Raw genomic sequence first — 21,650 nt, 5'->3', positions numbered from 1 at the left:
GTGGTGAACCTATGATTATTTACCTGTTACTGACGGTTTCGGTTCTGCTTATAGCATTAACTGTAAAGTCAAAGCAGAAGCTGACACCGGCCCTGGTGAGGGATGATTACAATTATGTATATTGTGGAATTACCAGAAGCCAGCTAAAAAGCCGTATGGGGCTTTTGGCCATTTTTGTGCTGCTTACGGGAATATCCGCCATAAGACTGAATGTGGGTAATGACTACAGTAAGTATGTGGAAATTATGCACAGAGCTTACAGTGATGCCATTGTTCCCACAGAGTGGGGATTCAATGCCCTGACGAAGATCGTTTACAGGTTTTCGGGCTTTGAGAATTATGTGGCGGTATTCGCAATTTTTGCGGCAGTTACGGTAGCACTTTTTCTTGGCGAGATATACAGACAATCAGAAGATTTCTGGATGTCCTTTATGATGTTCATGCTGCTTGGGTATTATTTTCAGTCCATAAGCACGGTGAGATATTACCTTGCTCTTGGAGCAGCTCTTATGGCCATGAGATTTTGCCTTAAAGGAGACTGGCCGGCATTTGTGATGGTGGTGCTTTTGGGATCACTTTTTCACAAGTCATTACTGGTGATTCTGGTGCTTTATCCGCTGGCAGCATACAGATGGAAGAGGTGGATGTACGGTGCTTTTGGAGTGCTTTGTATCTCGACACTGTTTCTGAAGGACATATATTTAAAGATTGCAATTAAGATTTATCCTTCCTATGAAGGTACAGAGTATTTAAGCGGCGGTACCAGCAAAGTAAGTATATTAAGATGCCTTGCCGTTATGGTATTTGCGATTTACGTTCTTGGAAAAGATTTGTTTGACGACAAGCGTATGAGATTTTACTTTATGTGCAATTTCGGCGCTTTTGCACTGTATGTATTTTGCTCATTCTTGCCTACTGTTTCCAGAATCGCATATTACCTTACAGTTACACAGATTCTCTTTGTACCCGCACTTCTTCTTAGGATGAAGGAGGACATCAGGTCCAGAGTTAACATGAAGCTTCTTGCAAAAATCGCTGTCATAGTCTTTTGCGCATTGTATTTTGTTATGTACATGAGAAGGGCAGCTGATGACGGAGTAAGAGTTTTGCCCTATGAGACAATCTTTTTCCATGAGCTCCCTGCGACTTTATCAGAGAGAGGCTTTGGCTGATTTAAACCCTGTTTATTGAGGTATGAATATGAAAAGACCATTTTTTACAATAATAGTTGTTGCCTATAATGCAGGTGATGATCTTATAAAAACCATAGACAGCATAAAAATGCAGAGCTTTGACGATTACAGGATCGTGATAAAAGACGGCGGTTCAACTGACGGATCTCTTGAAAAAGCTGCCCAGATGCTGGGAATTACAGCCTCGGGAGAATCCCCTGATAGAAGGGCAAAGATCATTAAAGGCAAGGATCATGGTATTTATGATGCCATGAATATTGCTGTAGAGAATATAAAAGAAGACTATGGCACAGAGATAAGTGCCGGAGAAGTCCCGGGGTTCATTTATTTCCTTAACTGCGGAGATATTTTTTCAAGCGCTCTTGTTTTGTCCAAGGTATACGAGCAGATAACGAATACGATAAAGAGCCTTGGCACTACGCTTCCTGCCATATACTATGGTGATATTTTTGAGATGCAGACAGGACAGAGGGTTTCATCTGTTCCTAAGATAAATGATTTTGCCTGCTATAGAAATGTGCCTTCGCATCAGGCTTGTTTTTATGATATGAGACTTATGTTCAGATATCAGTTCGATACTGTTTGGAAAGTGCGTGCGGACTATGAGCATTTTCTCAGATGTGTGTATGTGGAGAAGGCTCAGACCGTATATCTCAGGATGCTTATAGCAGATTATGAGGGCGGCGGATTTTCGGAAACTGTGGAGAACAGGAAGATTTCTGAGAGGGAGAGAGAACAGATCATTCATTTGTATCTCAGCAGGTCACAGATTCAGAAGTACGATATGATAAGAGCACTTACTTTGGCTCCTGTCCGTACAAAAATAGCGCAGAATCCTAAGACCGCAGGTTTTTATAATAAAATAAAAAGCCTTATATATGGGCGAAAATAATCGCTCATGTAGTAAGCAGCAATGCTATGCCGCTTGCTATAGCGAAGGAGTCTTAGTATGAGAGTTTTGTGGGTATGTAATATAATGCTGCCTGCTTTTGCAAAGGCAAAGGGGCTTCCCTGGTCAGACAGAGAGGGATGGCTTTCAGGTGCCTATGAGAAGCTAAAGGCAGGCAGGAATACAGTTAAAATTCAGCTCGGAATTAGTTTTCCGGGCGATTTTGGTATGGAAGAAATTGATGGTGTCAGATTCTATGGCTTTAATGAGAATCTGAATTCACCTGAGGTATATGATGAAAAATTGGAAGACAGGTTTAAGGAGATAATTGACGACTTTAAGCCTGACATGATCCATGTTTTTGGAACAGAGTTTCCACACAATCTTGCTGCAGAAAAGGCCTTTGGAAGACCGGACAGAACACTTCTTGGAATTCAGGGTGTATGCAGTGAGATAGCGAAGGTATATATGGCGCATCTCCCGGAGTCCGTTCAGAATGATCTGACCTTCAGGGATAAATATAAAAATGATGGCCTCGTTCAACAGATGGAGAAATTCAGGTTAAGGGGCGAGACTGAGAAAAAAGCAATTTCACTTGCGGGACACATCACAGGAAGAACCGAGTTTGATAAACGGGTTACTTCTGAAATAAATCCGTCTGCGGTTTATCATCATATGAATGAAACCATGAGATCGACCTTCTATAAAGGTACCTGGAGATCTGTGAATACAGTTACTCACAGTATCTTTTTATCTCAGGGTGACTATCCCTTAAAGGGCTTCCATTTTGTGCTGGAAGCAATGCCTGAGATCCTTGCTGAATTCCCGGATACGAAAATCTATGTTGCTGGTAACAGCGTTATAGGCAAGATAAAACGTAAGACAGTAACAGTGCCCGATGAGCAGAAGGATGCTTCCGGGAAAAGTAAGTATCCTCTTGCCATTCGCATTTCAGGATACGGTAAATATCTAAAGAAACTGATAAGAAGAAACCGCCTTGGCGGAAAAGTAATAATGCTTGGAAAGCTTTCAGCTGAGCAGATGAAGGAGCAGCTCCTTAAGAGTAATCTTTTCATTTGTCCATCAACCATTGAGAATTCACCTAACTCCCTTGCAGAAGCAATGCTTCTTGGAGTGCCTGTTGTTGCATCCAATACGGGCGGTATTCCAAGTATGCTTGAGAAAAACGTTGATGGAATTTTGTTTGAAGAAGGCAATCCACATGATCTTGCAAAATGTGTGATTCAGATTTTCAGGGAGCCCGTGATAGCTGCTGTTTACGGTGATAATGCCAGAAAACATGCACTTATTACCCATGATGGGGATGCCAATTTTAAAAGACTTATAGAAATATATCAGGAAATAACGAGAGAATGATAAGTGTAACCTTCGTTTCGAACTTCATAAATCATCATCAGATTCCTTTCTGTGATGAGATGTACAAAAACCTTGGAGATTCCTTCAGGTTTATTGAAGCTGTGCCTATGGAGCAGGGGCGAAAGGCCATGGGATGGAGCGATGATTCAGAGAGCCTTCCCTATGTGCACAGGTTATATGAAGAAGAAAATGTCTGCGCTGATTATATAAAAAACTGCGATGTTTTGATGCTGGGCTGGACAGGTCTTAGCAAGGACAGCAATGAGGACAGGCTTATAAGAGAGAGAATGGATTCCGGCAGACCTGTTATCAGAGTCAGCGAGAGGATATACAGAGAAGGCAGATGGAAGGCTATTTCGCCAAGAGGACTTATGGCGAAATATGATGAGCATGTGAGATATAAAAACGGTCCTGTATACATGCTGTGTGCAGGAGCTTACGTTTCGGGAGATTTTAAACTTATCGGTGCATATCCTGACAAGATGTTTAAGTGGGGATATTTCCCGCCGCTAAAAAGATATGATGATCATGAACTTTCATCAATGCTTTACAGGAGGGGAGAGCAGCTTAGAATATGCTTTGCTGCGAGACTGATTAAGCTTAAACATCCGGAGTTTGTACTGTATGCCGCAGGTATTTTGAAAAAGGAAAAGATAGATTTTCATATAGATGTGGTCGGAGACGGACCACTTTTTGCAGAGCTTGAGAGTAGGATAAAGGGAGCTGGATTAACTGAATGTGTAACCCTTTGCGGTTCAAAGAGTCCGGAAGAAGTAAGAGAGGTCATGGAAAAAAGCCATGTATTTATTTTTGCAAGTAACTATCTTGAGGGATGGGGAGCTGTGGTTAATGAAGCAATGAACAGTGCATGCGCTGTTATTGCATCCTCAGAAGCCGGCGCTGTCCCTTATCTTATAAGAGATGGAGAAAACGGACTTACCTTTGATGGTTGCAGCAAAAAGGATTTTAAGAATAAGCTTTTGATGCTGACGGGAGATAGTGGCGATACCATGATAAGAAGATTTCAAAATGCCGCTTATGAGACCATTGTATCTTCCTGGAATGCAGAGAATGCAGCAAAAAGATTGTTGTCCTTCTGTAATCAGATAATGTCCGGAGGAAGCGTTGCAGCCCCTGCAAAAGGGCCCATGAGTGAAGCAGAGGTTATAAAAGCGCCGCCATTTTGGAGGGGATTCCTGGAAGATAATCATCTGGAATAGATAGAGGAGTAAGTATTTGTTTACCAAGAAAATAAGCGTAATAATTCCTGCTTATAACATAGAGGAACTTATAATTAAATGCCTTGAATCCGTATGTGCTCAGACCTATCCGAAGGAGCTTATGGAGATTATTGTTGTGGATGACGGCTCTACTGATGGCACACTTTCTAAGATACAGGAGTTTGCTAAAAACCATGACAATATAGTTGTGATCCATCAGGAAAACGGAGGAAGCAGCAAGGCAAGGAATCACGGGCTTAGCGTTGCTACAGGTGATTATGTGGGTTTTGTTGATGCCGATGACTACATTGATCCTGCCATGTATGAGGAGCTTATGAAGGCAGCTCTTGAGGGAGACGATGATGGAGTGCCGCTCCTTATGGTGCAGGCTTCAAGAGATGAGATTGCAGAGACCGGAGAAAGGCTTCCTGATGTGTGTATCCCGCCTTCTGCCAAGAAGATAATAACAGGACAGGAGCATCTTAGAACGCTTCTTATGCATACGGGAGATGCTTCATTTTGCACGAAGCTTACAAGCAGAGAACTCTTTACAGGAGTCTGCAGGGGCTTTCCCGAGGATGAACTGAATGAAGATTTTTATCTGATGATACACATGTTAAAGAAGGTTGAAAAACTGGCCATTCTTCCCGGACAGTATTATCATGTCTTCTACAGAACAGGCAGCAACACCAGGAAAAAGAACGATCAGAAGGATTATTTTCCTCCGGTATTTACTGATATAGTTCGCAATTCCGATGTGGCCTACAGACTTGTACAGAATGATTTTCCTGAGCTTAAAGAAGTGGCTGTGAGATTTTGCCTCTTCCAGAGACTTGATTATCTTTTGCATATTCCGATCAGCAGGATGACCGGAGACAATGCTTTTTATAATAAAGAAGTCGTGGCCTTTTTAAGAAAACACTTTGGAGATATACTTTCGAATAAATATCTTACAGGGAAAAATAAGGCATATCTGATCATGCTGGCAGTGGCGCCAAAGGGGATCAGAAAGCTCCACGCAAAACTAAAAGGAATAGATTATTAAGCAGAACTATGAAGGAAACACTTTCAAAAAAAGTCACTTTAATACTTATCATAATGCTGGCAATGCAGATCATAACGATCTGTGTTTTTGGTGTGCAAAAAGCGGGCTTTCATCAGGATGAGTACTATTCCTTTTTCTCAACAAACAGAAGTCTTGGTTTCTATTATCCAGACAGGGAGTGGGTGGATTCTGAGACTATAAGAAATGAGTTTGTGGTTTTGCCGGGGGAAGGATTTAATTACGGACTGGTGCACATTGTGCAGTCCTGGGATGTGCATCCCCCGCTGTTTTACGATATGCTCCATACAATCTGTTCAATATCGGCAGGTGTATTTTCCAAGTGGCAGGGTATTTTGCTGAATCTGATAGGCTTTGCAATCAGTTTTTTACTTCTTAATAAGCTTGCAAGAAGCATCGGAATGGCTGATGGTGAAAGGCTTGTGCTGATGTTTGCCTACGGCTTTAATCCAATGACCATTTCCTGTGTGTTGTTTATCAGAATGTATATGTGGCTCACTGTGTTTGTGCTTGCTTATGCTCTTTGCCACATGAGGCTCATAAGTCTTATAAAAAGATATTATGTTGGAAATGAGATTACGGGCTATGTTCTTTCTAAGCCCTTTGATAAACAATTCAAAAAAGGGTTTGTAAATATTGTTCTGGGCATTGCGGTTGTCAGCTTTTTAGGTTTTAGTACCCAGTATTATTTCCTGATTTATATGGGAATGATGTCGCTTTCCTTTGGATTATGGTTCCTTTTCATGATGCCAAAGAAGAAAAAGAAGAAACTTGATTCATCAGGAATGCCGGAAGCTCCTGACAGGAGCCCTATGAATATGTCAATCGGCGAACTGCTTGGTGATGAGGAGTTCACGCAGCAGGCAGCTTCCATGGCAGAGAGATTTGGGTATTTGCTGGTATATGGATGTGGCTGCGCACTGGCTCTTATAGGAGCTGTGGCATTATATCCTGCATCCTTCTCGCATATTTTCAGAGGCTACAGAGGACAGGAAGCCCAGGCTGCTTTTACTGACAGTTCCAATATATGGGAGCGATTTAGATTCTTTGTGGGACTTGCGGATGATTACCTGCTTTCGGGATTTGCATGGCTTGTTATTGCGATCAGTGTAATAGCTCTTATCGGATTATTCTTTTTCGTAAGAATGAAGAATAAGAAGGATAAACTTCATATAGCCCATATAAGAATTCTTGTGGCGGCTACTACCGGTTATTTTCTTATAGTTGCCAAAACAGCGCTGCTTCTTGGTAATACTTCGAATCGCTATGAGATGCCGATTTATCCTATAATCCTTCTTTTGGCAGTATATTTTATTAAAGTCGGAATAAGGGCTATTGTGGGACATAGAAAGCTCATGGAAATCGGTATTCCTACGCTTGTTACGTTTTTGATTTTCATACTTATAACCGTGAAGGGACTTGTTATTGATCGGAACGTACTTTTCCTGTATCCGGAGGATGCTTCGAGAATAGCTTATGCAAGGCAAATGAATGAGGCCGGTGCAAAAGCGGTGGTTATGTACAATGATGCGACTCCGGATAACATATGGAGAATTACGGATGAATTGTTAGAGTATGATAAGCTGTACTATGTCAATGAGGCAGACACGGAGGCAATAAGCGATGCAGAGCTTACAGAAGCAGACACAGTCATTGTGTATGCAGCAGACCATGATAACCGTGATGAGATTTTGTCTATCATAGAAAGCTGTAATTCAAAGAGTGAAAAGAGCGAGAAGATTTCTGCAAAAGACATGTGGACAGTATATGAATTGAAATAGAAGAATATCAAGAATAATAAGGGATATGTTCCCCGGCATAGCTTATGAAGTTACGGCTGCTATATAAATAAAGACGTGGATTGGCTTCAACTTAGAAACCAATCCACGTCTTTTTCTAATATCTGTGAAAATATCATTAGCTCATAATCCGCAACAAATCTGGTGCCAATCTCGATGCGGCTGATAGAATCACGTTCAAGTGTGATACCTCTTGCCTGCATCTCTTCAGCAAGCTCTAACTGCGAGAGCTTTTTCTCTTTCCTTGCTTCTTTTAGGCGAAGTCCGCAAATATTCTTTTTTCCCTGGAAATCATAAATTTTCATACTCAGATACCTTCCATTCGTATTAGTGATGAGAAAATATGGAGCGACTCTCATCGTCAAATGGAAAAGTATCATCTTTATTCCGTAAAAATGTGCTAAAGATAAGAATGGAGCGGTTTAATAAAAATTTAATAATTTAAGTTAAAGCAAGTCCCTTATGAGATAAGAAAGAAAACGGCTTATGCTGCGAATGGTCTGAAAATCTTAAGATTTTGCCCGAACAAACGTGCTGTATTATAAGAAATTGCTTGAGGAATATGGTAGTGTCAAATGATTTATGGAAGGTCGGTCAATCATTAGCTGCTTTTTAGTTTTTTACAGTTGCTGTTTTGAATTACGTGGGTATCGTGAAAAACAATATTTATCCACGTAAGAAAATCAGGAAATGGTGAAGTGGATTACGGGGATGAATGGGAAAATGTGATTTATCCACGTAAGATTGGCGGGAAAAAGGCTCAGGATTACGGGGGTGCTTAGAGAAATGAGATTCATCCACGTAAGAATGGCGGAAAAATGGCTAAAAATTACGGGGATGAAAAAAGAAAAACAATATTTTCCCCGTAATAAAACAGTGAGATAGTGAAGGCACAAAAATGATAACAAATAATTAATATGAGTTAAAAGATAACGAATTATGCTATGGCAGCATAGTTCGTTATTTTTTTCCGGTTAGTAGCCAGTATATGCTACAGTCTAATAATTCTGAAATGCACTTAAGTTCAAAGTCAGAAACAAAACGGGCGCCATTCTCTATACGACTAAGAGATATTTGATCCATAAAGATGCCTCTGGTCTGAATCTGAGCTGAAAGATCAGTCTGCGTCAGTCTTTTTGCCTTTCTCGCTTCCTTTATTCTTTCCCCGCAAATATTTTTTCTGCCGTTAAATTCATAAATTTTCATAATATAGTTACTCACTTTATTAAAAATGTGTTAATAATCAGAATAATATATTGACATTAACATTTTTTTGAACATAAAATATGCTAAAGATAAGAATTTAACATAAAAGATTATCTTTAGCACGAAAAATTTTTTTATGAAGGGAGAATAGAATATTATGTTGAAGAAACATGGAAGAGTGTGGTCACTTGCACTGGCCGGTGCATTGACCGTAAGTAATTTGTCATTGGTGGTTAGTCCATTAACGGCTATGGCGTCGTCTCCTATAGGTAATGCAGAAGAAGACGATATGATTACTTTTGCTGTTGGTAATACTGGTGGAAATTTGAAGGGTACGATAGCTAATCCGATTGCTATAAGTGACACAGACGCTCCCCTTCCGGGTCAGGGTGAAATTATTGAAAACGCAAAGAACTTACCTGGCGGGTATCGTTTTGTTTGGAACGATGGAAAGAATGATTTGGTTCCAGGCACAATGAAGTATGGAAATATAACGGTACCAAGAAATACAGCTACGCTGACTGGTAATTATGTAGGAAATATACTTACGATAAAAGATTCCAATAATACAACATTGGCAACTAAATCCTACGAAAAAGCTTTGGAGACAGCAATTGAAGAACCTACTAAACCTCATGAAGTGTTTAAAGGATGGAATCTGGATTCTGACCCTGAACTTGAAATCAAGGCTGGTGATAGTGCTGCAAAGCAGTCTGCTGCGATAGATCTTGCTTATAAAGATACTAACTATGATAATGCAACCATAGTATTTACACCGGTATATGAAGAACAGATGTATACCATCAGATTTGATAAGAATGGTGCTACAACAGGCAAGGTGCCTTCAGCAATTACGGGAAAATATAGTGATATATCCAGTACTACATTAGCATCTCCGCAGGACTATGGCGTTGTAGTATCTAAGAAGTATTATACTCTTAAAGAAGGTTATGAGTGGAATACAAAAGCTGATGGTACAGGATTTACCTTTAAATATGCTGATAATGTAGATAATGTTCTGGCAAAAATAGGAGAAGATAGAGAAGCAACCTTGTATTACAATTGGGTTGCAGATACAAATAAAGTATCATTAGCAGTTAATACTGCCGGTATTTCGATAGTTAAGACAGGAAATCCTTGGGATGACAATAATACAGTTTCATTAAAGGTGGATGGCGGTAGTGTTACCTTGCCTTCAGTAGTTAAAACTGCTATGAACACAAGAAATCAAATTCAGTTTGCAAATGCAGATGACTATGAGTTTAAAGGATGGTCTACTACAGCAGATGGCGAAGTTGAGTATAATACAGGCGATGTGATTAGTATTGATAAGGCAGATCCCCAAAACATAAATCTTTTTGCTGTATTCGAGAATAGCACAAAAGCTGAGGCTACCGTTACTCTTAAAGCCAATTATCCAGCTGGTGCATCAAATGAACCAGATGATATTAAAATGAAAGACGAAGTTGGTAAAAAAGTTACTGTAACCAATAGCTTTGCTGCTCCTGAGAATTATCATTTTAAAGGATGGAATACACTTGCTAATGGCAACGGAATAGCAAAGGCAGATGGTTTCCAAGAAACTATAGCTACAAATGCTGAATATTATGCTCAGTGGGAAAAAGATACATTTACCGTAGAACTATATAACGGAAGTACAAAAATTGGAAGCAAAGTAAAACCGTATGATAGTACTGATGATATTAGTAATATAGGAGCTTTACCAGATGTTAATGGCAAAACTGCTCTGGGCTGGGATACAAATAGTTCAGCTGTAAATCCCAAATATTTAGCTACAACTCAGGTCAAGAATTTATTTACGGCAAAGAACGCTACAGTTAAGCTTTATGCAATTTTTGCAAGTACTGATGATACCATTGATATAAATTATAAAACAACTAAAGATGGAGAAAATGTAGCTACAAGTACTGTATCAAAGAACGGAAACGTTACTCTAAATGACAGTTATAACCCTGGAGCTGATAAAGCACTGGTTGGTTGGACACTAGGAAAGGTTTATGGTAGTGAGGCAGCTGCAAAAGCAGCTGGAGCAACTATATATGCAGCTGGTTCTACATATAAACCTCAGACTGCAGATATCAGCGAACGTGAGATTACGTTCTATGCTGTATCAAAGGCAACTGTAACAGTAACCTTTAATGGTGGAGGAGCAACTGCAACTCCTATGGAAGCATTTATCGTAGATTCTGGTGTTGCAACAAAACTTCCCAAGAATACATATAAACTTGCTGGTAAGACATTCAAGGGCTGGAAAGTAGATGGTAGCGACACAGAATATGCAGATGAAGCAACTATTACTACAACGGCGGCTGTAGAACTTATAGCACAGTGGGAACCCAATGAGTCTGAGTATATTATAGTTTATAATAAGAACTGTGATATTGGTAGCGCGATTCCTAGTGTTAGTGTACAGGATGAATATATAGCAACAACAGGATTGGTTGATCCTGATAATGAATGGGCAGGTGATGGCTATCCTGAAGGCTATCGCTTCTTAGGATGGGCACTTTCAAAAACAGCTGAAGAGCCTGATTTCTTAGCAGGTCATCCGGTAGCTGAGGTTATCGAAAAAGTTAAAGCTAAAGACGGAGATTCCATTACATTGTATGGTGTATGGGTACTTCCTGAAGACGTGCAAGCTGCTAGAGATGCTGCGAATGAAGCTGAGGCTGAGGCTGAAGCAGCTAAGGAAGGCGAAGCAGCAGCTAAGGAAGATGCAGCAAACCAGAAGGCAGCAGCTGACAAGGCTAACCAGGATGCAGCAACAGCTAAGGCAAATGCAGATGCAGCTAAGGCAGATGCAGACGCAGCTAAGGCTGAACTTGCAAAGGCTCCGAAGGCAGAGAATAACGTTAATGCAGTATCCGGTGAGAAGGTTGATACCAAGGCAGATGGAACAGCTGTCATTAAGGAAGTTCCTGCAACAGCAATCAAGAACGGCAAGTACGAAGTTCCTGAGAAGATCACAGTTAACGGTAAAGAGTACACAGTTACAAAGATTGAGGACAATACATTCAGGAAGAATAAGTCCATCAAGCAGATTACTGTAAAGGCTAACATTACCGAAATCGGAAAGAATGCATTTAATGGTGCTTCCAAGCTTAAGAAGGTTACTATCAAGGGTAAGGACGTAATCATCAGAAAGAACGCATTCAAGAAGATCAACAAGAAGGCTAAGATTTTTGTAGCTGACAAGGATACCAAGAAGAACGTTGAGGCTAAGGGCGGACAGCCTAAGTCAGTTAAGGTTAAGGTTAAGAAGTAATATCCTTAATAATCCGATCTTTATGAGAGATTTCTCTTATAGAATTACTTTCCTCAATAACTTTTAGAAGGAGCGGGCGATTTTTGCCCGCTCTTTCGCAATAAAAATATTTTTAATGTCCAATAAAAATTTGCATACGAAGGTATAACATGTTTGATGTTTTGAATAGAGTAACTGAGCTTAGAAATGAGAGGGGCTGGTCTGTATACAGATTGGCTAAAAATGCGAATATTCCGCAGTCGTCTATGGCGACATGGTATGGCCGAGGGATTGTTCCACCAACGGACGCTATAGAGAAAATGTGCATAGCATTTGGAATTACGCTTTCAGAATTTTTTGAAGAAAAAAGTGCAGATAATTTGGAGACAAAGCTTGCCAAGTATAGGAAGAGCGAGGGACTTTCTCAGGAGGAGCTTGCAGAAAAGGCCGGGATCTCAGTGGAGACAATCTGCGCTTATGAGCAAGGTAAGCGTGATATTTCACGTGCTCAGTATAGAATTGTGAAAAAACTGGCTGACGTTCTTTCCTGCAAGCCTGAAGATATTGCTGAAAACTAGCCACATATTTTCCTATTTTTAATAAAGGTATCCATTTATTTCTTATTTTATAGTATAATCTATTAGAATTATGCTTTGAAAAGAGGTAAGAAATGAAATTAGATGATAAAACCATACTGGTAACAGGAGGAACAGGTTCATTCGGACATTGCTTTACAGAGTATCTTCTTGAGCATTACAACCCTAAGAAGATCATTGTATATTCACGTGATGAGTACAAGCAGTTCACTATGTCCAATGAGAAGGTTTATAGGGAACATGCTGATCAGATGAGATTTTTCATCGGTGATGTGAGAGATGGCGCTCGTATGGAGCGTGCCATGGAGGGCGTTGATTACGTTATCCATGCTGCTGCTCTTAAGCAGGTTCCTGCGTGTGAGTATAATCCTGATGAGGCTATTAAGACTAATGTTAATGGTGCGCAGAATGTAATCAATGCAGCACTTAATACAGGAGTTAAGCGAGTTGTTGCTCTTAGTACCGACAAGGCTGTAAATCCTGTTAATCTCTACGGTGCAACCAAGATGGTTTCCGATAAACTGTTTATTGCAGCTAATGCATATGCAGGTAATAAAGATATTAACTTCTCAATTGTAAGATATGGTAACGTGGCAGGAAGCCGCGGATCAATTATTCCGTTATTCAAGAGTCTTATTGAGAAGGGTGAGAAGGAGCTTCCTATTACTGACTACAGAATGACCAGATTCTGGATCAGTCTTCCGGAGGGCGTTGAGCTGGTTCTCAAGGCATTGGATGAGGCTAAGGGCGGCGAGACCTTCATCAGCAAGATTCCTTCCTTCAATGTTAAGGATCTGGCTGAAGCTATGTGTCCCGGAATTGCTACTAGAGAGGTTGGCATCCGTCCCGGTGAGAAGCTTGATGAATGCATGGTTACTGCTGAGGATTCACCTTTTACCTATGAATTTGATAAGCACTATATTGTTTATCCTCAGGTTACCTTCAATGACAGACAGAAGCCTGATCCCAGAGGTAAGAAGGTTGAAGATGGATTCGTCTATAGCTCAGGCAATAACACAGAGTGGATGAGCGTAGATGACATCAGAGCAAGACTTCACGAGGCAGTAGATCACTAATTTGTATGTAAGTTCAGCTTAGCTGACAGATAAGGGCATAAATGAATAATGAAAATATTGGAATCCCTGCAATTTGCGGGGGTTCGCCCGTTAGGGACAAAAAATTATACTATTCGCACCAGGACATAAATGATAAGGATATTGCAGCTGTAGTAGATGTATTAAAAAGCGACTATCTTACAACAGGCCCTGCAATAACTGAGATGGAGAAAAAACTGTGTGAGCTTACGGGCGCCAAATACGCAGTAGCCATAAGCAATGACACCGCAGCTCTTCATGTAGCATGTCTTGCAGCAGGTGTTGGAGAGGGTGATGAGGTTATTACCACTCCCATTACTTTTGCAGCCAGCGCCAACTGTGCGCTCTATTGTGGTGCAAAACCTGTATTTGCGGATATTGATCCCGAGACTTATCAGATTGATCCCGAGGATATAGAGAGGAAGATCACTGATAAGACCAAGGTTGTTATTCCTGTTGATTACACAGGACAGACCGGTGATCTTGATAAGATCAGAGAGATCTGTGACAGGCACGGCCTTGTTATGATAGAGGATGCGGCTCATTCTGTCGGTACCAAATATAAGGGTGCCCATGTTGGAACCATTGCTGATATGAGTACCTTCAGCTTCCATGCCGTTAAGACTGTTACAGGTGGTGAAGGCGGTGCGATTGTTACCGACAATAAGGAGTTCTACGATAAGCTTATGCTTTTAAGAGCTCATGGAATAACAAGGAACGAAGCCCAGATGGAGCACGAATCCGATGGCCCCTGGTATTATGAGCAGCTTATGCTTGCTCCCAATTACAGGATCACAGATATTCAGGCAGGTCTTATTTCCAGTCAGATGGACAGACTTCCTGAGTTCATGACCAGAAGAAAGGCTATCAAGAAGCTTTACGATGAAGCCTTTTCTCAGATGCCTGAGTTATTCGTTCAGAAGGAAACAGAAGGCTGTGACAGTACACGCCATCTTTATATTTTGAGAATAGTTCCCGAAAAGCTTAAGATAGGCCGCAGGGAGTTTTTCGATGCGCTTGCTGCTGAGAATATCATCTGCAATGTGCATTATATACCGACTTACTATTTCCCTTATTATGAGAAGCTTGGTTATAAGAAGGGACTTTGCCCTAATGCCGAGAAGCTCTATGATGAGATGATTACAATTCCGCTTTATTCAGGAATGTCGGATGATGATGCTAAGGATGTAATAGAGGCGGTTAAAAAGATCGTAAGCTATTACAGAAAATAAGATATATTCGGAGTTAATACATGAGTGCAATAGCTATAATAACAGCCCGTGGCGGCAGTAAGAGGATACCCAGGAAAAATATCAAGGTATTTTGTGGGAAGCCTATCATTCACTATTCTATAGAGGCTGCCATACAGTCCGGAATATTTGACGAAGTCATGGTATCTACAGATGATGAAGAAATCGCAGAGATAGCTAAGGCAGCAGGTGCAAAGGTGCCATTTTTCAGATCGGCGGAGACTTCAAGTGATACAGCCACCACCGCAGACGTTTTGTTAGAGGTCCTTGATGAGTATGAAAAGAGAGGACAGAGCTTTGAATATGGCTGCTGTATTTATCCTACAGCACCTTTTATAACAGCAAGGAAGCTCAGAGAAGCCATGGACGAGCTTGTTAAGTCTGGCGCGGAGTCCATCGTTCCCATGCAGGAGTTTTCCTATCCTCCACAGCGTGGTCTTTTCATAGATGATAAGGGCCTTGTGAAGATGCTTCATCCGGAATATGCCGAGACCAGAAGCCAGGATCTTCAGACTCAGTACCATGAGTGCGGACAGTTTTATATTTTCAGAAATGATGCATTCCGTATCCAGAAGGATACTACAATGGAGAAGTCGATTCCTTATATCATAAGTCCTGTGGAATCTCAGGATATTGATAATGAGAGCGACTGGTTACTTGCAGAGCTTAAGTACCGCTTCCTTACGGAGCAGGGAATACTACGATAAAAGCCTTCTCCCTCAGGAGAAGATGTCTGCTAAGCAGACGGATGAGGAAATATGAGATTACAAGAATGTTTAGATAATCACAGAGCATACATGATAGCAGAGATGAGTGCCAATCACGGCGGATCTCTTGAGAATGCGCTTGCTATAGTTGAGGCGGCTGCCAAGGCAGGGGCTGACTGTCTTAAGACACAGACCTATACCGCTGATACCATTACAATAGATTGTGATGCAGAGGCTTTTAAGATTCACGGCGGATTGTGGGACGGTTACAATCTCCATGATCTGTACAAGGAGGCCTATACTCCCTGGGAGTGGATGGAGCCCATTAAGAAAAAATGCGAAGAGCTTGGAATTGATTTCCTCTCTACACCTTTTGATAAGACGTCTGTTGATTATCTTGAGAATATCGGCGAGGAGTTTTACAAGATCGCATCCTTCGAGCTTGTGGACATTCCGCTTATTAAGTATATTGCAGCTACAGGTAAGCCTATCATCATGTCCTGTGGTATGGGCAGTGAGGAAGAGATAAGAGAGGCTGTTGAAGCCATTAGATCACAGGGGAACGATCAGATAATACTGCTTAAGTGCTGCAGCGTTTATCCCACAGTTTCAGAGGATTTAAACCTCAGGACCATCACAGATATGCGTGAGAAATTCGGAGTGCCGGTAGGTCTTTCCGATCATTCCATGGGAAGTACGGCTGCTATTGCGGCAGTAGCTCTTGGGGCAGTAGTTATTGAGAAGCATTTCTGCCTTAGCAGGGATATTCCTTCAGCTGACTCTGCTTTTTCAATGGAGCCTGCTGAGTTTGCAGATATGATAAAGGGTGTTCACGATGCTGAGCTTGCACTTGGTAAGGTTTTCTATGGTCCTACCGAGGCTGAGGCAGGTGAATATACCAACCGCAGATCACTTTTTATAGTTGAGGATGTGGAAGAGGGCGAGGAACTCACTGATAAGAATGTGAGAAGTATCCGCTCCTACAATATTCAGGGAATTAAGCCTAAGTACTATGAAGAGGTGCTTGGCAAAAAAGTTAAGACTAAGCTAACACGCGGAACGCCGCTGGATTGGAGCCAATTTGAATAAGATTGCGATTCGTGTAGATGCAAATGAAATAGTGGCGACAGGGCACATCATGCGCTGCAGAACCATAGCAGCGAGTTTGAAGCAGATGGGGTGCGCTGTCGTTTTTGTGTCCGCAGATGACAATATTCTGCCTTATATCGGGGATGACTATGAGGTTGTGGTACTTGGTTCAAACTGGAGACGAATGGAGAGGGAAGTACCTGCTCTTTTGGCACTCCTTAGGGAAGAGGAGATAAAAACTCTTCTGGTGGACAGCTATCAGGTTACAGTGCCTTATTTTGAGATGCTGCGAAATGGCGGCATCAGAATCATGTACATGGACGATATGCTAAAGGAGACATATCCCGTTAAGGCTATCGTCAATTACAGCCCGGGAGCTCCGGAGCTTGGATATGAGGAAAAGTATGCGGATGATATGCCGATGCTTCTTCTTGGAACCAAATACATTCCTCTTCGTGAACAGTTCTGGAAGCGAAGGGCATTTGCGGCAGGAATGACTGAGGAACAAAAAGAAGAGCGCTACGGAACAGATGGTGAGCTTCTTATGAATATCGATCTTGTTGCAGGAGAAAATGAGGAGGCTTCCGCCGGAGCCCACAGAGCTTACGGCTTTGATGAAGGTCTTAGCAATATTTTCCTTACAACAGGAGGCGCAGATTCAAGGGGATTGTCGGAGGTTTTGATCGCCGCGATTTTGTCTGAGCCGGAGCTTGGCTTTAGAGATAAGGATAAGAAAAAGATTCATGTTCTGGCTGGCAGATACTACAGAGTGTCAGATAAGGTTCAAAGATATATCGAAGACGGATATGTGATCCTGCATCAGAACGTCGACAATGTGGCAGATATTATGGGCTGCTGCGACGTTGCCATAACTCCTGCGGGAACCACATTATATGAGCTTTGTGCTGTGGGTGTTCCCTCTGTGAGCTATGTATTTGCGGAGAACATGGAGCCGGATGCACTTTATTTTTCAAAGAAAAAGCTGATTCCCTATGCCGGCGACTTCAGAAATGATGAGAATCTTGTCATCATGAATATCCTGACTACCCTGAGGAAATATTCCGAGATGGGCATAGATCAGAGAGCAGAGATTGGAGAGAGACTTAAGGCGGTTATAGACGGACAGGGCGCTGACAGAATAGCAGAAGCGCTAATCGAACTTTGACCTCATTTAAGGAGACATTATGAAAAAAATATTTATCTTAGGTGCCAGTGCATTGCAGGTGCCTGCCATAAGAAAGGCTAAGGAAAAAGGGCTGTATGTATATGCTCTTGATTACGATCCGGAGGCTGTTGGAATTAAGGATGCGGATGAGTTTTTGTGTATCAGCACCATCGATAAAGAGGCTGTTCTTGAAGCAGCCAAAAAGTATGAGCCTGACTATATCATCACTTCCACCAGTGACATGCCTGTGAGAACTGTGGCATGGGTAAATGAGCAGCTTGGAAAAAGAAGTGATATAGCTTATGAGGATGCAATCTGCGCCACAGATAAGGCTGCTATGAGAAAACGAATGAAGGAAAGCGGAGTACCGATTCCTGCTTTTTATGTGGCAGATTCTCTTGAGGAGTTCTTTGAAAAGGCAGAGAATTTTCCGGATGTTTTCATAAGTAAGCCTGCTGATAACGCAGCAAGCAGAGGCGTTGTTCTTGTTAATAAGGGACGCATCAGACAGCTTGCAGGTGATGAAAGTGTAAGGGAATCCCTCAAAGAAATATATGAATATACCCATGAATACTCAAGAAACGGCGAAGTCCTTCTTGAAGAGTTCATGACAGGTCCCGAGGTCAGCGTGGAGTCCTTTACAGTAGGAGGGGAGACACATATCATCACCATTACGGATAAGATGGTTACAGAGGTTCCTTTCTTTGTTGAAACCGGGCACACAGAGCCTTCAAGACTCAGTGATGAACAGCAGAAGGACATCAGAAGAGTTGCACTTATGGCCATAAAGGCACTTGGTGTAAAGGACGGACCTACACATACTGAGATAAAGGTTACTCCTTCCGGAGCTAAGCTTGTTGAGATAGCTGCACGCCTTGGCGGAGATTATATAACTTCAAGACTTGTGCCTCTTTCAACGGGAGTTGATATGATAGATTGCTGCATAGCATCTACTCTTGGAGAAGAAGTAAAGTGGCAGAGAACTAAGGAAAACGGAAGCGCCATCAGATTCATTTTTGCAGAGGATTCAGATGATGAAGTACGTACCATCAAATCCATCGAGGGTGTGGAGGATGCGCTTAAAATGCCGGGCGTAGAAGAAATTGTTATGTACAAAGCCCCGGGTGATAAAGCTGAGCGTCTGAAAAACAGCGGTGACAGACTTGGACATGTTATCGCAACCGGCAAGGATGCTGACGAAGCAGCCAGGAACGCAGAGAGCGCCCTTGCCCGCATTCGTATTGAATATGTATAATGATATAGGTGTCAAAAGGCAAAAATGCGTACATGCTTGCTAGGCCATGGGACACGAAGCAATTCGTATATCATGTAATTAATCTGTCTGGAGGAATTATTGATATGTATGAAATCGGAAGTGAGTTTAATTTAACCGAGCATTACGACAGAAAGAATCTTATCAGCTTTTTTACAGACAAGGCTGAAAAGAGCGGTAAATATATAGAGTTTTTGAGATGCGGCAGAGATGCCATAGGTTTTGTTGCGGATGATATTATTGCTGATGATCTGTCTGATGATAAGAAGACAGTGTTTATGCCTGCACTTTCCTGCGACTCCATGGTAAGACCCTTTGAGGTCCGCGGATTTAAGGTGGTATATTACAGGCTTAATGACAATCTGACCGTTCATACAGACAGCTTAATTGATGCCATCGGTGATGTAAAATCGCCTGTAGTGCTTCTTATGAATTTCTATGGAATTGCAGAAGTAAGAGGCTCCATTGAAGCGTTAAGGGATAAATATCCTGATGCGATTTTGATTGAGGATGTGACACATATTCTTTTTAATCCCGAAAAATATCTGGATAATGCTTTTTATGGAAAAGATGAGTATGTTCCGGATTACCAGGTGGGCAGCATAAGAAAGTGGCTTGGTGTTCCCGACGGAGCCTTTGCTGTCAGCAAAAAAGAATTCATAATGGGTGCACTTACAGGAGAAACAGATTTTTCTGCCATGAGATATGAGGCTTTAAAGGAAAAGACAGAGTATCTTGAAAACGGAGATAATGAGCTTAAGGATCACTACAGAAAGCTTCTTTCTGATGCAGAGGATACCTTAAGTGACGGCCTTGATCCTTATCACATCTCTGACATGAGTGCAGATATTTTGAGTGATATTGATGCCGGAACATTGGAAGCAAGGAGAAATGTGAATTACAGAAATCTCTATAAGAGACTTGAAAGCCTGCCTCTTTGCGGCAAAGCCTTCAGACTCCTCACAGAAACTGAGCTTTCCGAGTACGGTATAGATTATGCATATACACCCTTCATGTTGCCTATTGTTCTAGATATAGATTTTATGAGACGAAGCGCAATTACTGAAGAAGGCAAGAATATCACAAGAGACGGTTTTGAGAGAAGACTTGCAGTTCGCGGAATATATGCGCCTGTACTTTGGCCTATATCTGATGAAGCCGCAAAGGTATGTGAGGTTTCAGCAGAATTCTCCAATAATATGCTGGCGTTCTGGATCGATCATCGCTATAACCGTTTCGATATGGAACAGGCAGCAGGAGTTTTTGATGAAGAGCTGAGCAGGCTCTGATAACTATAGAGATTACGGAAGATAAGACTAATGCGACTTAGCGTGATAGTACCTGTCTACAATATGGCAGGTGATGATAAATTAAAGCACTGTCTCGATTCGCTTGTGCAGCAGACAATGCCTAATGGAGACATAGAGATAATTGCGGTGGATGATTGCTCCACGGACAATTCCTTTGCCATAATGCAGGAATATGAAAAGAGTTATCCTAATAGATTCAAGGCTCTTCATTCTCCCCAGAATCACCATCAGGGCGGCGCCAAGAATATGGGGCTTCAGATTGCCAAGGGTGAGTGGATCGGATTTATAGATGCCGATGACTGGGTTGTCCCCGATTACTATGAGAGACTTCTTGGGAAGGCAGATGAAACCGGTGCAGATATGGTTGGCTGTGATTATAGTCTTGTTGATCACTACACCTTTGAGCCGGGACAGATAGTTCATAATAACAACGCAGATCAGACAGGAGTAATGGACCAGGAGAAATACAGAAAGCTTCTTCTTGATACCGGAAGTCTCGTTGTAAAAATCTATAAGAGAAATATTGTTTTTGGAAATGAGCCCTGTGAAAGCAGGAAGATTTTTCCTGAAGATATATTCTATGAAGACAATGCAGTAAGTAACACATGGATGCTTAGGGTTAAGCACTTTGAGTACATAGAGGAGCCGCTGTATTTTTATTATCAGCATAACGCTTCCACGGTACATACTGTTTCAAAGAAAAATCTCGAGGACAGAATGACTGCAGGGCGGCAGATCCTTGCGGAAGCTAAGGAGAATGGCTATCTTGAAACCTACAAGCCTGAAATAGAATTCATGTATACTGTGCTTTTCTATGTAAATACGCTGTTTTCAGCAATGCCAAAAGAGCAGCATATCGAGGGTTGCTACAATTTCACAAAGAAAATGGCTAAGGAAATGAAGGATGCTTTCCCAGACTTTCAGGAGAATCCTTATTATAAGGAGCGAATTCATCCTGAGGAGAAAAAGCTTATTTCAATGCAGATGAAGTCACATTTGCTATTCTATGTATATTACAGGCTTTTGTGGATGTATAGAGGCTTAAGAAAATAGAACCCTCATCTGTCAGCTTCGCTGACATCTTCCCCCTTTGAGGGAAGACAAAAAGAGCCTTCCCTCAAAGGGGGAAGACAAAAAGAGCCTTCCCTCAAAGG

18 protein-coding genes are annotated in these 21,650 nt (G+C 41.6%); 16 read left to right on the top strand and 2 right to left on the bottom strand.

The genetic code is table 11. The annotated features are described in order from the left end of the window. Positions 1 to 11: 11 nt before the first annotated feature. The 6 genes from G603_RS0117860 to G603_RS0117835 are packed head-to-tail and all read left to right on the top strand — an operon-like array spanning position 12 to position 7,523. Positions 12 to 1,172 (top strand): EpsG family protein, encoded by a 1,161-nt coding sequence (locus tag G603_RS0117860; RefSeq protein WP_026523368.1) that lies wholly within the window; start codon positions 12 to 14, stop codon positions 1,170 to 1,172. Positions 1,173 to 1,200: 28 nt separating this feature from the next. Then, on the top strand, positions 1,201 to 2,085 hold the full coding sequence (locus tag G603_RS0117855; protein ID WP_026523369.1) for a glycosyltransferase: 885 nt from the start codon (positions 1,201 to 1,203) through the stop codon (positions 2,083 to 2,085). Positions 2,086 to 2,142: 57 nt separating this feature from the next. Next, complete coding sequence (locus tag G603_RS0117850; RefSeq protein WP_026523370.1) at positions 2,143 to 3,459, top strand: glycosyltransferase family 4 protein; 1,317 nt, start codon at positions 2,143 to 2,145, stop codon at positions 3,457 to 3,459. Next, complete coding sequence (locus tag G603_RS21005) at positions 3,456 to 4,679, top strand: glycosyltransferase family 4 protein (protein WP_051197456.1); 1,224 nt, start codon at positions 3,456 to 3,458, stop codon at positions 4,677 to 4,679. The genes G603_RS0117850 and G603_RS21005 overlap by 4 nt, the downstream gene beginning before the upstream one ends. A 16-nt stretch (positions 4,680 to 4,695) precedes the next feature. Next, the gene (locus G603_RS0117840; RefSeq protein ID WP_026523371.1) at positions 4,696 to 5,724 is read left to right on the top strand and encodes a glycosyltransferase family 2 protein; all 1,029 of its coding nucleotides are present in this window, start codon (positions 4,696 to 4,698) and stop codon (positions 5,722 to 5,724) included. 8 nt (positions 5,725 to 5,732) lie between these two features. Then, positions 5,733 to 7,523, top strand: a complete 1,791-nt coding sequence (locus tag G603_RS0117835) for a hypothetical protein (RefSeq protein ID WP_026523372.1) — start codon at positions 5,733 to 5,735, stop codon at positions 7,521 to 7,523. Positions 7,524 to 7,609: 86 nt separating this feature from the next. Here G603_RS0117835 and G603_RS0117830 read toward each other — a convergent pair whose 3' ends face one another. Further along, on the bottom strand, positions 7,610 to 7,846 hold the full coding sequence (locus G603_RS0117830) for a helix-turn-helix domain-containing protein (RefSeq protein WP_026523373.1): 237 nt from the start codon (positions 7,844 to 7,846) through the stop codon (positions 7,610 to 7,612). A 655-nt stretch (positions 7,847 to 8,501) separates the two neighbouring features. Next, complete coding sequence (locus G603_RS0117820; RefSeq protein WP_026523374.1) at positions 8,502 to 8,747, bottom strand: helix-turn-helix domain-containing protein; 246 nt, start codon at positions 8,745 to 8,747, stop codon at positions 8,502 to 8,504. A 157-nt stretch (positions 8,748 to 8,904) separates the two neighbouring features. Here G603_RS0117820 and G603_RS21810 point away from each other — a divergent pair, with 157 nt between their 5' ends. The 10 genes from G603_RS21810 to G603_RS0117765 all read left to right on the top strand — a co-directional run bounded on the left by G603_RS21810 (position 8,905) and on the right by G603_RS0117765 (position 21,549). Continuing rightward, positions 8,905 to 12,033: an InlB B-repeat-containing protein gene (locus tag G603_RS21810; RefSeq protein WP_081667126.1), complete on the top strand. Its 3,129-nt coding sequence runs from the start codon at positions 8,905 to 8,907 to the stop codon at positions 12,031 to 12,033. A gap of 149 nt (positions 12,034 to 12,182) precedes the next feature. Next, positions 12,183 to 12,590, top strand: coding sequence for a helix-turn-helix transcriptional regulator (locus G603_RS22970; RefSeq protein WP_051197458.1), 408 nt, complete (start codon positions 12,183 to 12,185; stop codon positions 12,588 to 12,590). A 92-nt stretch (positions 12,591 to 12,682) separates the two neighbouring features. Beyond that, positions 12,683 to 13,684 (top strand): UDP-N-acetylglucosamine 4,6-dehydratase (inverting), encoded by a 1,002-nt coding sequence (pseB, locus tag G603_RS0117800; RefSeq protein ID WP_026523376.1) that lies wholly within the window; start codon positions 12,683 to 12,685, stop codon positions 13,682 to 13,684. A gap of 41 nt (positions 13,685 to 13,725) precedes the next feature. Continuing rightward, complete coding sequence (pseC, locus tag G603_RS0117795; RefSeq protein ID WP_026671040.1) at positions 13,726 to 14,934, top strand: UDP-4-amino-4,6-dideoxy-N-acetyl-beta-L-altrosamine transaminase; 1,209 nt, start codon at positions 13,726 to 13,728, stop codon at positions 14,932 to 14,934. Between the two features lie 20 nt (positions 14,935 to 14,954). Continuing rightward, the gene (gene pseF / locus G603_RS0117790; RefSeq protein WP_026523378.1) at positions 14,955 to 15,659 is read left to right on the top strand and encodes a pseudaminic acid cytidylyltransferase; all 705 of its coding nucleotides are present in this window, start codon (positions 14,955 to 14,957) and stop codon (positions 15,657 to 15,659) included. Positions 15,660 to 15,710: 51 nt separating this feature from the next. Further along, a complete protein-coding gene (gene pseI / locus G603_RS20985; protein WP_026523379.1) occupies positions 15,711 to 16,748 on the top strand; it encodes a pseudaminic acid synthase in 1,038 nt (345 codons plus the stop codon). Next, the gene (locus tag G603_RS0117780) at positions 16,741 to 17,913 is read left to right on the top strand and encodes a PseG/SpsG family protein (protein ID WP_026523380.1); all 1,173 of its coding nucleotides are present in this window, start codon (positions 16,741 to 16,743) and stop codon (positions 17,911 to 17,913) included. The genes pseI and G603_RS0117780 overlap by 8 nt, the downstream gene beginning before the upstream one ends. A gap of 19 nt (positions 17,914 to 17,932) precedes the next feature. Then, positions 17,933 to 19,168: an ATP-grasp domain-containing protein gene (locus G603_RS0117775; RefSeq protein WP_035793903.1), complete on the top strand. Its 1,236-nt coding sequence runs from the start codon at positions 17,933 to 17,935 to the stop codon at positions 19,166 to 19,168. Between the two features lie 104 nt (positions 19,169 to 19,272). Then, entirely contained in the window at positions 19,273 to 20,475 is a 1,203-nt protein-coding gene (locus tag G603_RS0117770; protein WP_026523382.1) for a hypothetical protein, read from the top strand. 30 nt (positions 20,476 to 20,505) lie between these two features. Continuing rightward, complete coding sequence (locus tag G603_RS0117765) at positions 20,506 to 21,549, top strand: glycosyltransferase family 2 protein (RefSeq protein ID WP_026523383.1); 1,044 nt, start codon at positions 20,506 to 20,508, stop codon at positions 21,547 to 21,549. Positions 21,550 to 21,650 lie beyond the last annotated feature (101 nt).

The sequence above is a fragment of the Butyrivibrio sp. AE3006 genome (genome assembly GCF_000424165.1).
In the GTDB taxonomy this organism is placed as follows: Bacteria; Bacillota; Clostridia; order Lachnospirales; family Lachnospiraceae; genus Butyrivibrio.
This window is presented reverse-complemented; position numbering and strand designations above follow the sequence as displayed.

Excerpts from the sequence above, each read along its gene's own strand:
- G603_RS0117820 (WP_026523374.1), bottom strand. The coding sequence starts at position 8,747 with ATGAAAATTTATGAATTTAACGGCAGAAAAAATATTTGCGGGGAAAGA.
- G603_RS21810 (WP_081667126.1), top strand. The coding sequence starts at position 8,905 with ATGTTGAAGAAACATGGAAGAGTGTGGTCACTTGCACTGGCCGGTGCA.
- G603_RS22970 (WP_051197458.1), top strand. The coding sequence starts at position 12,183 with ATGTTTGATGTTTTGAATAGAGTAACTGAGCTTAGAAATGAGAGGGGC.
- G603_RS0117850 (WP_026523370.1), top strand. The coding sequence starts at position 2,143 with ATGAGAGTTTTGTGGGTATGTAATATAATGCTGCCTGCTTTTGCAAAG.
- pseB (WP_026523376.1), top strand. The coding sequence starts at position 12,683 with ATGAAATTAGATGATAAAACCATACTGGTAACAGGAGGAACAGGTTCA.
- G603_RS0117855 (WP_026523369.1), top strand. The coding sequence starts at position 1,201 with ATGAAAAGACCATTTTTTACAATAATAGTTGTTGCCTATAATGCAGGT.
- G603_RS0117835 (WP_026523372.1), top strand. The coding sequence starts at position 5,733 with ATGAAGGAAACACTTTCAAAAAAAGTCACTTTAATACTTATCATAATG.
- G603_RS0117765 (WP_026523383.1), top strand. The coding sequence starts at position 20,506 with ATGCGACTTAGCGTGATAGTACCTGTCTACAATATGGCAGGTGATGAT.
- pseC (WP_026671040.1), top strand. The coding sequence starts at position 13,726 with ATGAATAATGAAAATATTGGAATCCCTGCAATTTGCGGGGGTTCGCCC.
- G603_RS0117860 (WP_026523368.1), top strand. The coding sequence starts at position 12 with ATGATTATTTACCTGTTACTGACGGTTTCGGTTCTGCTTATAGCATTA.
- pseF (WP_026523378.1), top strand. The coding sequence starts at position 14,955 with ATGAGTGCAATAGCTATAATAACAGCCCGTGGCGGCAGTAAGAGGATA.
- G603_RS21005 (WP_051197456.1), top strand. The coding sequence starts at position 3,456 with ATGATAAGTGTAACCTTCGTTTCGAACTTCATAAATCATCATCAGATT.
- pseI (WP_026523379.1), top strand. The coding sequence starts at position 15,711 with ATGAGATTACAAGAATGTTTAGATAATCACAGAGCATACATGATAGCA.
- G603_RS0117775 (WP_035793903.1), top strand. The coding sequence starts at position 17,933 with ATGAAAAAAATATTTATCTTAGGTGCCAGTGCATTGCAGGTGCCTGCC.
- G603_RS0117770 (WP_026523382.1), top strand. The coding sequence starts at position 19,273 with ATGTATGAAATCGGAAGTGAGTTTAATTTAACCGAGCATTACGACAGA.
- G603_RS0117830 (WP_026523373.1), bottom strand. The coding sequence starts at position 7,846 with ATGAAAATTTATGATTTCCAGGGAAAAAAGAATATTTGCGGACTTCGC.